General features: G+C 27.4%; 12 protein-coding genes and 1 other RNA gene. All 13 read left to right on the forward strand.

Features of this window, described 5'->3' with window-relative positions; translation table 4 throughout:
* Positions 1–181 precede the first annotated feature (181 nt).
* Positions 182–1534 carry a chromosomal replication initiator protein DnaA gene (dnaA, locus tag SSYRP_RS00005; protein WP_016340259.1) on the forward strand — a complete coding sequence of 451 codons (1353 nt, stop codon included), beginning with the start codon at positions 182–184 and terminating at the stop codon, positions 1532–1534.
* 166 nt (positions 1535–1700) lie between these two features.
* Positions 1701–2819, forward strand: a complete 1119-nt coding sequence (dnaN, locus tag SSYRP_RS00010; RefSeq protein ID WP_016340260.1) for a DNA polymerase III subunit beta — start codon at positions 1701–1703, stop codon at positions 2817–2819.
* Positions 2820–3021: 202 nt separating this feature from the next.
* Positions 3022–4944: a DNA topoisomerase (ATP-hydrolyzing) subunit B gene (gyrB, locus tag SSYRP_RS00015; RefSeq protein WP_016340261.1), complete on the forward strand. Its 1923-nt coding sequence runs from the start codon at positions 3022–3024 to the stop codon at positions 4942–4944.
* A gap of 18 nt (positions 4945–4962) precedes the next feature.
* Entirely contained in the window at positions 4963–7422 is a 2460-nt protein-coding gene (gyrA, locus tag SSYRP_RS00020; protein ID WP_016340262.1) for a DNA gyrase subunit A, read from the forward strand.
* Between the two features lie 2 nt (positions 7423–7424).
* Positions 7425–8699, forward strand: a complete 1275-nt coding sequence (serS, locus tag SSYRP_RS00025; protein ID WP_016340263.1) for a serine--tRNA ligase — start codon at positions 7425–7427, stop codon at positions 8697–8699.
* Between the two features lie 157 nt (positions 8700–8856).
* Positions 8857–8951, forward strand: an RNA gene (ffs, locus tag SSYRP_RS05175) — signal recognition particle sRNA small type.
* A gap of 16 nt (positions 8952–8967) precedes the next feature.
* Positions 8968–9411, forward strand: a complete 444-nt coding sequence (locus tag SSYRP_RS00030; RefSeq protein WP_016340264.1) for a deaminase — start codon at positions 8968–8970, stop codon at positions 9409–9411.
* A gap of 74 nt (positions 9412–9485) precedes the next feature.
* Positions 9486–11528, forward strand: a complete 2043-nt coding sequence (dnaX, locus tag SSYRP_RS00035; protein ID WP_016340265.1) for a DNA polymerase III subunit gamma/tau — start codon at positions 9486–9488, stop codon at positions 11526–11528.
* A gap of 16 nt (positions 11529–11544) precedes the next feature.
* Complete coding sequence (gene recR / locus SSYRP_RS00040; protein WP_016340266.1) at positions 11545–12126, forward strand: recombination mediator RecR; 582 nt, start codon at positions 11545–11547, stop codon at positions 12124–12126.
* Between the two features lie 11 nt (positions 12127–12137).
* Positions 12138–12782: a dTMP kinase gene (tmk, locus tag SSYRP_RS00045; RefSeq protein WP_016340267.1), complete on the forward strand. Its 645-nt coding sequence runs from the start codon at positions 12138–12140 to the stop codon at positions 12780–12782.
* The gene (locus SSYRP_RS00050) at positions 12775–13614 is read left to right on the forward strand and encodes a DNA polymerase III subunit delta' (protein WP_016340268.1); all 840 of its coding nucleotides are present in this window, start codon (positions 12775–12777) and stop codon (positions 13612–13614) included. The genes tmk and SSYRP_RS00050 overlap by 8 nt, the downstream gene beginning before the upstream one ends.
* A complete protein-coding gene (locus SSYRP_RS00055; RefSeq protein WP_041614410.1) occupies positions 13614–14336 on the forward strand; it encodes a tRNA1(Val) (adenine(37)-N6)-methyltransferase in 723 nt (240 codons plus the stop codon). Before SSYRP_RS00050 ends, SSYRP_RS00055 begins: the two co-directional genes overlap by 1 nt.
* A gap of 10 nt (positions 14337–14346) precedes the next feature.
* A complete protein-coding gene (tilS, locus tag SSYRP_RS00060; protein ID WP_201763890.1) occupies positions 14347–15654 on the forward strand; it encodes a tRNA lysidine(34) synthetase TilS in 1308 nt (435 codons plus the stop codon).
* The last annotated feature ends 23 nt before the right edge of the window (positions 15655–15677 follow it).

The following is a 15677-nucleotide window of genomic DNA, read 5'->3' on the forward strand; positions in this document are numbered from 1 at the left end:
AAACAAAATTTGTTAATTATGTGGAAAACTAATTAAAATCAAATAAATTAGGGGTTTTTTATTTTTTCATAAATTAAAGTTTTGTGGAAAACCTAAATTTTTTGCAAATTAAAAATAACTTTTGCGACTTTTCCACATCTTTCTTTATAATAAGAATTAGAAAAAATGGAGTGAAAAAGTAATGAACACAAAAGAATTGTGAACAGAAGTAAAAGAAATTTTGGCGCGAGATGAATCAATCCCCCCAGAAATATATAACTACTATATTAGTGATACAAACTTATATACTGTATCAGATAATAACTGTTTAATTACAACTAAATCAGAAATTGCAATTGGGGTATTTGAAGCAGGTTTAAAAGATAAAATAACTCAAATTTTAAAATCCCTAACTGGAATTGAATATCATACTTCGTTTGAATTAGAACAAAATATTAATAAAAATCCAATTGTTGCAAATAATGTTGATACTTTAAATAATGCCCAAAAAACAATTTACTACGAAAATTATACTTTTGAAAACTTTGTTAGTGGCGATTCAAACCAAGAGGCTTTGCAAGCAGCTTTAGCTGTTGCCCAGGATTTAGGAAATAAATGAAACCCCTTATTTATTTATGGGGATTCAGGGTTGGGGAAAACCCACTTATTATACGCAATTAAAAATAAAGTTGAAGAATTTTATGATGGAGAGCTAAAGGTAAAATATTTACGAGCTGATGAATTTGGAAAAATTGCAATGGATATTTTAAACCAAGGTCACCAAGTAATTGAGGCTTTTAAAACATCTTATGATCAATATGATTGTTTAATGATTGATGATATTCAGCTATTAGCAAAACGAAATAAAACAAATGAGATTTTTTTCTACATTTTTAATTCATATATTGAAAAAAATAAACAAATTGTTATTACTTCTGATAAATATCCTGATGATTTAGGAGGTTTTGAAGCCCGCATTATTTCCCGTTTTTCCTATGGTTTAAGTATTGGTCTAGATTCACCGGATTTTGAAACGGCTTTAAAAATCTTAGAACAGAAATTAAAACAACAACGGAACTTGTCATTATTTTCCGAAGAAGCATTAGAATTTATTGCCCTAAACTTTAACAGTGATGTTAGAAAATTAGAAGGGGCCATTAAACGGCTTTTATTCTTTGCGGTAATGAATAAAAAACCCGATGAAATTATTACTTTAAAAGATGTTGAAAAATCATTTAAAGATGCTCCTTTACAAAATAATGAAAAAATAACTTCTAAAAAAATTAAGCAAGTAATTGCTGATAACTATAATATTACTATCAAAGCAATGATGAGTAAAACAAGAGTTAGCAACGTTATGCAAGCCCGTCAGTTAGCAATGTATTTTTGCCGAACTTTATTAGATGATCCTTTTACCAGAATTGGGGCTGAATTTGGGGGTAAAGATCATACAACTGTCATGAATAGTGTTAAAAAAGTCGAAAATCAAATTGCAACAAATAAAGAATTTAAATATTTTGTTAATTCAATTCGTAAAAAAATTGAAGGGAAATAATCACATTTTTATCCACTAGTTTTTATTAGTTAAATAACCTTATTAATATTTAGATATTAAAAGTTATCCACAGTTTCAACAAACTAATAATAATAATTTAAATAAATAAAATTTAATATATATTAGGATATAATGGTTATATATGGTTGTAAGAGAGGTATAAGTAATGATTATTAATATTAAACGTGAAAGTATTTTAGAAGAGTTATTAAAAGTAAGTAGAATTATTTCACAAAAAACATTAATTCCTTCCTTATTAGGAATTTTAATTGAAGTAAAGAAAGATAAAGTAACATTTACTACATCTGATGGTGATACTTCAATTAAATCAGAAATCTTAGTTGGCAATAATTTAGTTATTAAATCAATTGGTAATATCTTAATTAAAAACAAATTCATTATTGAAGTTATCCGAAAAATTGAAGATGAATTTATTACATTAGAAGCTGTTGAAGGATCACTTATTAAAATTAAAGCTCATAACTTTGATTCAGTTTTAAATACTTTAACAGCATCAGATTATCCTCATTTAGCATTTGAAACCAAAGGAAAAGAAATTACTTTTACAAGTAGTTTATTAAAAGAAATTATTTCACAAACAAGTTTTGCAATTGGGGAAAAAGAAAAAAGAATTGTTTTTAATGGTCTTAATTTAAAAACGGATTTAGCAAAACAAGAATTAATTATTACCGCAACTGATTCTTTCCGATTATCATCTAAAAAAATTGCCTATCATAATTCAAATGAATTTGATGTTATTATTCCAGGAAAATTTATTAATGAAATTGGTAAATTAATTAATGATACTGATGACATTATTATGAAAATCAATGAAAAATCAGTTAGTGTTTTATTAAATAATACAATTATTCAATCAAAAATTATTGAAGGGAAATATCCTGATACAACAAAGGTTATTCCAGATAGTTTTAATACTTCATTAACAGTTAATAACCGGGAATTAATTAAAATTATTGAACGGGCAAGTGTTTTATCAAATGAAGCAATGACAACAATTGTAACTTTAAAAATTGATAATCAAAAAGTTAAAATTACTTCATTTACACAAGAAATTGGAAATACTGAAGAAGAAATTCAAGATTATAAAATTGAAGGAAGTGATCAAATTATTTCCTTTAACTCAAAATATATTTTAGATGCTTTAAAAGCTTTTAAAACAAAAGAAGTAACAATTAAAATGATTGATGAAGCAAAACCACTAATTATAGTGTCCCAAGAAGATGACTCATTACAACAATTAGTATTACCAATCCGTTCATATTAAGTTAATAAAAATAATAAAAGAAAATATTTAAAATAGTTATTTTTCAAGATAACTATTTTTTTCTTTTATTAGTTTGTTTTATTGAAAATAAGCAATAAAAAAATCAAAATAAAAAAAATTAAAAATGATTTATTCTTGGCATAATTTGGCACTTAAATCGTCTAATATGGTAAAATTTGATTAGCAAGAAATGAGGATTAAAATGAAAGAAACTTATAATTCCAATTCAATTCAAGTTTTAGAAGGATTAGAAGCTGTTCGTAAACGTCCAGGGATGTATATTGGGGCAACTAATGTTCGTGGTTTACATCATTTAGTTTGGGAAATTATTGATAATTCAATTGATGAAGCGTTAGCTGGTTATTGTAATAAAATCGAAATTATTATTAATGAGGATGAATCAATTACAGTAAAAGATAATGGTCGAGGAATTCCAACTGGTATTCATAGTAAAACAAAAGTTTCAACGTTAGAAACAGTTTTTACAGTTTTACATGCTGGGGGAAAATTTGATTCTGATACATATAAAATTTCTGGGGGGTTACATGGAGTTGGAGCTAGTGTTGTTAATGCCTTAAGTAAATATTTAAAAGTTGAAGTTAATCGTGAAGGTGAAAAGTATTTAATGGAATTCCACAATGGAGGAAAAATCTTATCACCAATTCAAAAAGTCGGAACAACAAATGAACAGGGAACAATTGTAACTTTTAAACCTGATTCTGAAATTTTTAAAGAAACAACAATTTTTAATTTTTCAACAATTGAAAAACGAATTAAACAATTAGCTTTTTTAAATAAAGGGTTACATATTTCCTTATTAGATCATCGCGATGAAGAAAATACTTTTGTTGAATATAATTTTAAAAATGGGATTAAAGATTATGTTTCAGAATTAAATAAAACAATTGGTTTACCTCTAAATGATATTTTTTATGTTGAAGGAACTGAAGAAAACATTATGGTTGAATTTGGTTTACAATATAATGATAGTTATACGGAAAACTTTTTTTCCTTTTGTAATAATATCAATACCCATGAAGGGGGAACTCATGAAGAGGGAACAAAACTAGCGTTAGTTCGTGAATTAAATAATTATATTAAAAATAATAATAAGGGTAATAAAAATAGCAATGAGGAAAAATATACGTGAGATGATATTAAAGAAGGTTTAACGGTTATTATTTCTGTTCGTCACCCTGATCCACAGTATGAAGGACAAACAAAAACAAAGTTAGGTAATAGTGAAGTTAAAAAAATAGTTTCTAATATTGTTGGAAAAGGTTTAGCAAGTTTTCTATTAGAAAATCCTGAAGATAGTAAAAATATTTTTGAAAAAATTGCCTTATCGTTAAAAGCACGGATTGCGGCACAACGAGCAAAAGAATCAACCCGTCGTAAAAATGCAATGGAGAGTTTTTCATTACCAGGGAAATTATCAGATTGTGAGACAAAAAATGCTGAAATTGCTGAATTATATATTGTTGAGGGAAATTCAGCGGGTGGTAGTGCTAAAGCTGGACGTGATCGTAAGTTTCAAGCGATTTTACCCCTAAAGGGAAAAATTTTAAATGTTGAAAAAGCTAGTCAATTAAAAGTATTTGAAAATAATGAAATTAATTCAATTATTACAGCTTTAGGTGCTGGAATTAAAGAAGAATTTAATGGTAAAAAATTGCGTTATCATAAAGTAATTATTATGACCGATGCTGATGTTGATGGTTCCCATATTCGGATTTTATTATTAACATTCTTTTATCGTTATATGAAAGATTTGATTGAGAATGGCAATGTCTATATTGCTCAACCACCATTATATAAAATCCAAAATGGTAATAATGTCAAATATGCTTACTCAGATTTTGAATTGGGAGAATATAAAGAAGAATTAAAAACTAAAAAAATAAATAATTTTACAATTCAACGTTACAAAGGATTAGGAGAAATGAATCCTGAACAATTATGAGAAACAACAATGGATCCAACTAACCGGGTATTGTTAAAAGTTTCAGTCAATGATGCTTTTGATGCTAATTTAATTTGTACAGAATTAATGGGTGAAAATGTTGAACCACGTAAAAAATTTATTAAAGAAAATGCCAAATATGTTAAAAATTTAGATATTTAAAGATAAGGAGAAAAGAAAATGAATCCAGAAGATAATAACTATGATTATAATGGGAAAATAAAAGATGTTGATATTTCTGATGAGATGAAAACAGGCTTTTTAGATTATGCCATGTCAGTTATTGTTTCACGGGCAATTCCAGATGTTCGCGATGGGTTAAAACCTGTTCATCGTCGAATTATTTATGCGATGTGAGATCTAAATATGACATATGATAAGCAACATAAAAAATCAGCGCGGATTGTGGGGGAAGTAATTGGGAAATATCACCCTCATGGTGACACTGCTGTTTATGAAGCAATGGTAAGAATGGCTCAAGATTTTTCATATCGTTATCCGTTAATTGATGGACATGGAAATTTTGGTTCAATGGATGGTGATGCTCCAGCCGCAATGCGTTATACTGAAGCACGGATGAGTAAAATTGCTGGAGAATTAATTAAAGACATTGAAAAAGAAACAGTAATTTTTGCAGATAATTATGATGGTAGTGAACAAGAACCAACTTTTTTACCAGGATATTTTCCAAACCTATTAGTGAATGGGGCAAGTGGAATTGCGGTTGGAATGGCAACTAATATTCCACCTCATAATTTAGGGGAAGTAATTGATGGTGTTATTGCAATTACAAAAAATAAAGATATTACAACAGCACAATTAACAAAAATTATTCGTGGTCCAGATTTCCCAACGGGAGCTTTAATTACAACAGGAACAAGTTTATTAAAAGCATATGAAACAGGGAATGGGACAATTACAATTCGTTCAAAAGTAAGTATTGAAGAAAATAATAATAAGAAAAAAATTATTATTTCAGAGATTCCTTATCAAGTTAATAAGGCAAAGTTAGTTGAAAAAATTGCTGATTTAATTAAAGAGAAAACAATTGCAGGAATTGCTGATTTACGTGATGAATCAAACCGTGAAGGGGTTAGAATTGTTATTGAATTAAAACGTGATGTCCAAGAGACATTTATTTTAAATAAGTTATATAAAATGACGCCATTACAGACAAATTATTCGTTAAATATTTTAGCGCTGTCAAAAAATCAACCAAAAATAATGGGAATTAAACAAATCCTTAATTATTTTATTGAACATCAAATTAATATTATTATCAAAAGAAGTCAGTACGATTTAAAAAAATGTCAGAATCGCTTATTAATTTTAGAAGGATTAAAAATTGCGTTAGACCATATTGATGAAGTAATTAAAATTATTAAACAATCCCCAACAACACAAGAAGCTAATGATGGTTTAGTGAAAGCATTTAAATTGGCTGTTGAACAAGCTAAAGCCATTTTAGAAATGCGTTTACAACGATTAACAGGATTGGAAATTGAAAAAATTATTATTGAAATTGCCGCAATTAAAACGGAAATTCTAGAGTTAGAAAAAATTATCAATAATAGTGATTATCAAATTGAAATCATGATTAAAGAATTAGAAGAAATTAAGAGTAAATATGGGGATCAACGTCGAAGCCAAATCATTCAAGAAGAATTAACAGAGATTGATCCAGAAGAATTAATTAAACAAGAAAGTATTTTAATCTTATTGACAAAAGATGGTTATATTAAGCGTGTTACAGAAGATACTTTTAAAACTCAAAATCGTGGTGGTAAAGGAATTATTGGAACGGCAAATAATGTTGATGATAGTATTAATAAAATTGTTTTAGCTAATAGTATTGATTCGTTATTTTTCTTTTCTAATTCAGGAAAAGTTTATAAATTACGGGCATACCAAGTTGAAAGTTATTCACGTCAAGCACGAGGGTTACCAATTATTAATTTAATTGCAATTGACAAAAAAGAACAAATTAGAACAATATTAACAATTAATGAAAGTATCTCCCAAGATAGTAATTTATTTTTTGTGACAAAAAAAGGATTAATTAAAAAAACTAAACTATCAGAATTTAGTCAAATTCGCCAATCAGGAAAAGTGGCCATTGAATTAAAAGATGGTGATGAACTAGTTGATGTTATTGTTAGTGATGATAATTGTGATATTATTATTGCAAATGATGATGGTAAAGTAATTCGTTTTAATGAAAAAGAAATTCGTCCAATGAGTAGACAATCAATTGGTGTAAAAGGTATTATAAATGATGAAGGTGAAACAATTAGTATTTCATCTCGATTAGCTGCAGAAGAGTATGTTTTATCAGTGACAGAAAATGGGTTTGCTAAAAAAACTTTAATTTCTGAATATCGAGCAACTGGCCGTGGAGGTAAAGGTGTTAAGTCTATGAACTTAACAGATAAAACAGGAAAATTAACATTTGTTAATTTTGTGAAAGATGATGAAGAGATAATTATTGCAACAAAACAAGGTAATATTATTCGTCTGCCATTATCACAAATTCCAACATTTGGCCGAACAACATCAGGAGTTAAATTAATTAAGTTAAATAAAGATGATAAAATTGAAGTAGTTGAATTACTAAGAATCAATGATTTAAAAGGAGAATAGATATGTTAGATCAAAAAGTTGTGGCTACAGATATTGAGGAAGTAATCAAACGTTTAAATACAAGAAATAATAGCTTTGATAATTTACGAGAAATAGTAGCATTAAGTGAAGAACGGAAAACTTTAATTAATGATTTAGAAAAATTAAAAGAAAAGCGTAATATTAATTCAAAAAAAATTGGGGAACTAATTGCGCAAAAAGATTTAACGCAAGCTGAAGAATTAAAAAAACTTGTTAATAGTGAAAAAAAAGATATTGAAACAATTGAAACTAAATTAGAATTAATTGAAAATAGTATTTTAAAAATTATTGAAGTAGTTCCTAATCTTCCTGATCAAAGTGTTCCGGTTGGAAAAGATGAAGAGGATAATGTCGAAATTCGTCGGTGAGGAGAACCAACAAAACATTCATTTGAAACAAAAGAACATGATAAAATTGCCAGTCAATTAAATATTATTGACTTTGAGCGTGGAGTTAAATTGTCAGGAGCCCGATTTGTTGTTTACAAAGGAATGGGGGCAAGATTAGAAAGAGCCCTAATGAATTTAATGTTAGACCAACATCATAAAAGAAATTATGTTGAAATTGAACCACCAATTTTAGTTCAACCTCAAATTATGTATGGAACTGGAAACTTACCTAAGTTTGCTGATGATGCTTATTATATTGAAAAAGATAATCTATATTTAGTGCCAACAGCAGAAGTACCAGTAACTAATTTATATCGAGAAGAAATTTTAAAAGAAGAACAATTACCAATTTATCATTGTGCTTATACACCATGTTTTCGTCAAGAAGCTGGATCAGCTGGGAAAGATACAAAAGGGATTATTCGATTACATCAGTTTAAAAAAGTTGAATTAGTTAAATTTGTTAAACAAGAAGAATCATTTAATGAGTTAGAAAAAATGGTTCTTGATGTCGAGAATATTCTGCAACTATTAAAAATCCCATATCGTGTAATTGTTTTATGTACAGGGGACATGGGATTTTCATCGGCAAAAACATATGATATTGAATTATGAATGCCTGGCCAAAATAAATATCGTGAAGTTTCATCATGTTCAAATTGTACTGATTTCCAAGCTCGTAGAATGAAATTACGTTACCGTGATAAAGATGAAAAAATTAAATATGTTCACACCTTAAATGGTTCAGGATTGGCAATTGATCGAGTAATCGCAGCAATTTTGGAAAATTTCCAAAATGAAGATGGAACTGTTAACATTCCTGAAATTTTACAACCATATATGCAGGGTGAAAAAGAAATTAAGTAAGAGCGTTTAAAACGCTTTTTATTTTTGTTTCACGTGAAACAAAAATAAATTTAAATAAAACTATTAAGGGAACAACTAAAAATGTTTCACGTGAAACAAAAAAAGAACTGTTTTTTACCATTAAAAAGTTTGCTTTTTTAGATATTATTGATATAATGATTAATGCCATTACAATAGTTACATTTGAAACTGGTCAGGACCGGAAGGTAGCAGCCATAAGACTAAGGACTATGTGTATTGGCATTTTTTATAGCAAAAGGTGGAAAAAATGAATAATAAAGAAGAGATTTTTCAAAAACTTTATAGTTTAGTAAGAAATGCCGCAAAGAAAGATTCAGTCCCAATCGCTGCGATTGTTAGCAATAAAAAGGGTGAAATTATCGGGATTGGGCAAAATAAAACAAATAAAAATATTGTAACATCTCATGCTGAGATTTATGCAATTAATCAAGCTTGCAAAAAAATAAAAGCTTCAAAATTACAGGATTGTACAATTTGAATAACAGTTGAGCCTTGTATGATGTGCTTGGGAGCGATTATAAATGCAGGGATTAAAAAAATTAATTACTATTTAGAAAATGAAAAATTTGGATTTGTAAAATCCAACCACACCTTTGACTTATCGAAAATGACAATACATAAAATTAATGATAATAAAGAAAAGAATGATTTAAAAAACATTATGCAAGGTTTTTTTCTTAAACTAAGATAACAATTTAGGTTTTAAAATAGTAAAATAGAACTAGATTTAATTATCTTAATTAATTACTATTTGGAGGGAATAAAATGAATTACATAGCATTATATCGAAAATATCGTCCTAATGGCTTTGATCGTGTAATAGGACAAACAGAAATTAAGGTTGCATTACAAAATGCAATTAGTAATAATTCCTTTTCACATGCTTACTTATTTTCTGGACCACGGGGAACAGGAAAAACATCAATTGCAAAAATTTTTGCAAAAAGTATTAATTGTGAAAATTTGGCAAATGGAGCAGCTTGTAATAACTGTAGTAACTGTCTTGAAATGAATCAAGGTCTTGCTGTTGATGTTTTAGAAATTGATGCAGCTTCAAATAACGGGGTTGATGAAATTAGAGAAATTCGAAATAACGTTCAGTTATCACCAACAAAAGCGAAATACAAAGTTTATATTATCGATGAAATTCATATGCTAACTAATTCCGCTTTTAATGCGCTATTAAAAACACTAGAAGAACCACCAAAACATGTTATTTTTATTTTAGCAACAACTGAAAGTCATAAGATTCCAGCAACAATTATTTCTCGTTGTCAGCAATATAATTTTCGAAAAATATCAAAAAATGAGTTAGAACATAATTTAATTAATATTTTAAATCGTGAACAAATTAAATTTGAAGAATTAGCAATTAAAGAAATTGCTTTATTATCAGATGGTAGTGCTAGAGACTCATTGAGTATTTTAGAACAAGTTGTAATGTTTTCAAACCGCAATGTTACATTAGAGGCAGTTAATACTATTTTTGCAACAGTGTCAAAACAAAATAAATTAGCCATTTTAAAAAATATTTTTGAAAATAATGCGAATGAAGTTTTAGAAACTAGCAAGAAACTTTATTTTGCTGGAACAGATTTTGAATTATTATCAATTTCCCTACTAGATATTTTAAAAGAAATTTTTGAATTTAAACAAACAAATAATCTTAACTTTTTAACAACCTTATCAAAAAATGAAGCTGAAATTTTTGCTAATAAACTAACTTCACAAGAGCTAGTAAACTTAATTGATCTATTAACAGATAATTTGAATAAAATGAAATTAGCAAAATCACAGGAACTATATTTTGAATTAATCTTACTAAAAGCTTTATCTTTTTTTGAAAATAATAAGAAAGATTTGACAGAGTTAGTTCTGTCAGATGGAATTAAAGATGTTAAAATGGAGCAACCAGAAATTAAAGAACAAAATATATATCCAGAAAATAATGAAAACATAGAAATATATTCCGATAATACTATTAACCAGAACCAAGGACCTGTTCAGAATGAATTGTTCACAACAGAACAACAAGAAAGTGAAAACAGAAATAATGTTAAAATAGAACAAGATGATATTCCAATGGAAGGATTATTTGAAAATAGTTTTATTGCTCCAGCAGATCCTGACCAGTTTTTTGCCAATGACGAAAATGTTCAACCAGAAATCTCAACTAGTGAAAATGAAAACAATATTAGAAATGCAGAATTGAATCAAACAAATAGTGGTTTTGAAAATAATATTGTTGGGATAACAAATCTTGATAAGTATCGTGATGATATTAAGAAACGAATTAATATTTATAGTTTAACTGATATTAATTATTCAGTTAATCAAATTTTAAATATTTTAGTAGCTGCCAATAAAGAAAACCGACAAAAATTTGAAACTTTCTTTAATGAATTAATTAAAACAAAAGATAAAAAAATTAACTTTGAAAAATTAATTAGTTTCTATGGTGTTAAATATGCTGCAGGATCTGACCAAGGATTAATTATTGTTACAAGTACAAAACCAGAAGCAAATTGAATTAGCCATGAAATGAGTGACTGAGAATTTAGAAATAAATTATTTGAATACTTTGATTCTGATTTTGTTATTATTGCTTTAAGCGAAAATGAATGATCAAACATCAAGGGAGATTATTTAAAATTGCGACAAGCAAATAAATTACCAACAGTAACGTTAGTTGATGTGGAAGAGTTTTACCAAAATTTATTAATTAAACAAATTGATGACTATGAAAGTCACAAAGAAGCTATTGAAACAGGAAAACAAATTTTTGATAATATTAAAATTATCGATTAAAATTTAGGGTGAAAAAATGAATTATGAAGAATTAATTCAAAAATTAAAAAGTCATTTAGGAATTGGTAAAAAGAATGCAGAAAAAGTTTTTAATAAATTAGTTGTTAATCAAAACCAAAATTTTGAATTACAAAATATTTTACAAGAAATAGCCACAAATTATTATCAATGTCCAATTTGTTTTGCTCTAACAGAAAAAGGGAATTGTTTATTTTGCCAAAATCCTAGTCGTGATCAAAGTAAATTATGTATTGTGACAAATCTTTCTGATGTTTTAACTTTTGAAAAAGCAAAAATTTTTAATGGTGTATATCATGTTTTGAATTATGAAATTAATATTAAAAATGGTATTACACCAGAGAAAATAACTTTTTCTGCGCTAGAAAAACGAATGAATGATAAAATAATTAAAGAAGTCATTATTGCAGTAAGCGCGACTTTTGAGGGAGAAATAACTGCCCAGTATTTGAAAAAAATCTTAGGGCATAATGATGTTAAAATTTCACGCTTAGCACGCGGAATTCCAATTGGGGGTTCATTAGACTATGTTGATGAAATTACATTAAAACAAGCTTTAGAAGGACGAAAAGAAATTTAAGGAGTGGAAATATGCTATTTATAACTTTAGAAGGAATTGATGGTTCAGGAAAGACAACAATTGCCAAATTATTACGCGAAAAACTACGATCAGAGGGTTATAATGTTGTCCTAACTCGTGAACCAGGAGGAGACGAGATTGCTGAACAAATTCGGGAAATTATTTTAAGTAAGAAAAATGAAAAAATGGATCCATGAACAGAAGCTTTATTATATATTGCGGCTCGTTGCCAACATGTTTCTCAAGACATTTTACCAGCCTTAAAAGAAGGGGCAATTGTTATTTGCGACCGTTTTATGGATTCAACTTCAGCTTATCAAGGCTATGCAAGAGGATTAGGAATTAGAACGTTAGATGAAATTCAATCAATGGTATTAGGGACAACAAAACCAGATTTAACACTTTTCTTTGACATTGAACCAAAAGTTGCATTAAATCGAATGCAAGAACGTTCAGAAGATGAAATGAATCGTTTAGATTTAGAAAAAAGTACATTTCATGAAAAAGTATATGAAGGTTATCAAGTTTTAATCAGCGAGCATTCAGAACGAATTAAAGTGATTGATGCTGATAAAACAATTAACGAAGTGTTAGAACAAGTATATTATTATGTCTATAATGCAATTGATAAAATTAAGGCCCAAAAAAATGGATAACCTGTTTACTGAACAAGATTTTAAAAAAATTAATTTTTTAAAAGCGCAAGTTAAAAGTAATTCTTTTCCTAATCAACTATTAATTATTAATAATGATATTGATAAATTAAATCAGTTTGCCAATTTGCTGGCACGCTTTTTAGTATGTCAAAACAATCTAGAACTTAATTGTTCATGTAATAATTGTCAAAGAATTAATAATAATACTTTTTATGATTTAAAAGTTTGTGGAGATTATTTAAGTGCAATTAAAAAAGATGAAATTCAAGAAATTATTGCTAGTTTTCAATATTCAGCTTTAGAGGCAAATGGGAAAAAGATTTACATTATTCGTGGAGCTGAATTAATGACCCCAGAAGCTGCTAATTCCCTACTAAAATTTTTAGAGGAGCCATCAGAAACAACATATGCGATTTTATTAACAAAAAATAAAAATAAAGTATTGGACACAATTAAATCACGTTGCTTAAATTTAATCTTGAATAATGTTATGGCAAAGCAAACAATTGAAGATTTTAAAAAAGAATTTGTTATCAACTTTTTTAATAGTTTAGAAAACAATAAAGAAAATATTTTTATTTTAGTTCGTGAATTATTTGGATATAGTAATCTTGATAATCAAGAAATTCTCTTTTTGATTGGTAATGTTATTAAAAATAGCGCATGGCAAGAATATCATCTTAGCAGCCAACAATTGATTATGAGGTTAGAAAGTAAAAAAAACAAATTAATTGAAATTTGTTTTGCGATGGGTAATTTATTAACAGATAACTTAAATAAAGAATTAGTTCTAGAAAAAGCGATGATTGATTTTTATAATGAGGTGGCTTAATGAAAATGTTAAATGATTTATTAAATTATGAAAATTTAAAAATATATCAGCGTAAAGATATGTTTAATTTTTCAATTGACACAGTTTTGTTAGCTCGTTTTGCCACAATTAATAATAAGGTAAAAAATATTTTAGATATTGGAACAAATAATGCCGCTATTCCGTTAATTTTATCAACGCAAACAACAGCTCATATTACTGGGGTGGAAATTCAAAAGGATGCAATAATGTTGGCCGAAGAGAATGTTATCTTAAATAATAGAACAGAGCAAATTGCAATTGTGCATGCTGATATTAAAGAATATATTAAAGTTGAGTCAGACAATAAATTTGATTTAGTTCTTTGTAATCCTCCCTTTTTTAAAGTTGGGGATTATAAACTAAATGAAAAAAGTGCATTATTAATTCCTGCTCGTCATGAAACCCATTTAACATTGGCAGACTTAATTGCTAGTTTACCAAAAATTATTAAAAATAAAGGTTATTTTGCAATGGTTCATCGTGTTAATCGTTTAACAGAAATTTTTGCTTTATTAACTAAACATAATTTTGCTGTTAAACGTTTACAGTTTATTCACCCTTTTTATAATAGCGAGGCGGCTAATGTTTTAATTGAAGCAACTTTTTGTGGTGCTCCAGGATTAAAAGTAGAAGAACCAATTATTGTCCATGATGAAAATGGCGAATATAGTTCACAAGTTCAAAAATGATTTTCAAAATAGGAGAGATAAGATGATGCGTTATGATCTATTAAAGAATGATAGTAAATATATTATTGCTGTGTCAGGAGGACCAGACAGTATTTTTCTCTTAGACAATATCTACAATAATAATGATCTAAATATCAATAATTTTATTGTTTGTTTTGTTAATTATCAAAAACGCGAAGATAGTTATTATGATCAACAAATTGTTGAACAATATTGTCAAACTCGAAAAATTAAACTAGTTGTTAAAACTGTTACCCCAGCAGATTATGGGCAGTATCAAAAATTATCCCATAATTTTCAAGCACTTGCGCGCTACTTACGCTATGATTTTTTTCTCGAAGTAGCACGACAATATGATTGTTGTGCCGTTTTAATTGCTCATAACTTAACTGATAATATTGAAACATTCTTATTACAAAAACAGCGCAATGGAATGGTTGAATATTATGGTTTAAGTGTAGAAAGTACCTATTTTTCAAAAATCCTACAAGACCAATTAACAATTAAAAGAATTATGTTAGATGTTTCACGAAAATTTATTTTAGAATACTTGAGTAATAATAAAATAAATTATGCGATTGATTCAACTAATATTTTAGCAATTTATCACCGTAATATTATTCGCCAAGAAATTCAGGATTTAAATATTATGGATTTATTGGCGGAAATGCAAACTTATAATAGTAAAAATGATGAATTAAAAGATTTAACAGCAAAATATTTTTTTGAAAACGATGGAACGATTAATATTAAAACATGACAAGCAATTAAAGACCCTAATTTAAAACAAATGATTTTATTTAATTATTTTAAAGAAGCCGGGTTGGCTTTCTTAATTGCAAATAAAAAGCGAAAGTTTTTAGTTGAGTTGAGAGAAGAATTAGAAAGCCAAAAACCAAATATTATAGTAGCAATTAATAAAGAGTATTATTTTGTAAAGAGTTATCAAATAGTAAAAATTATTAAGCAAACAGAATTAGAGATTGTTTCAACTATTATTAATGATGATGGGACAGAAACATTCTGAAAAAATTATCAGATTAGCAAGGGAACAGAACAAAAATATAGTTTTAAAATTAACCCTAATCAATATCCATTATTAATAACTAATGATGTGGAAAAATTACGAACTGTTATTATTAAAAATAAAAAACTAAACCGCTGATTTATTGATGAAAAAATTGATCTTTTTACTCGTTATGACTATTACATTTTAGATCAAGCCAATAATTTAGTTTATGCTAACCAAAAAGTTTGGCAAAAAGTAAAAGAATTTATTAATAATAGTGATTTAGAAAAAGACAAAAAAATATATTTTATGATAAAATAAAAAAGAAGTTTAGTAACCGTTAT

This window comes from Spiroplasma syrphidicola EA-1 (assembly GCF_000400955.1).
Lineage (GTDB): Bacteria > Bacillota_I > Bacilli_A > Mycoplasmatales > Mycoplasmataceae > Spiroplasma > Spiroplasma syrphidicola.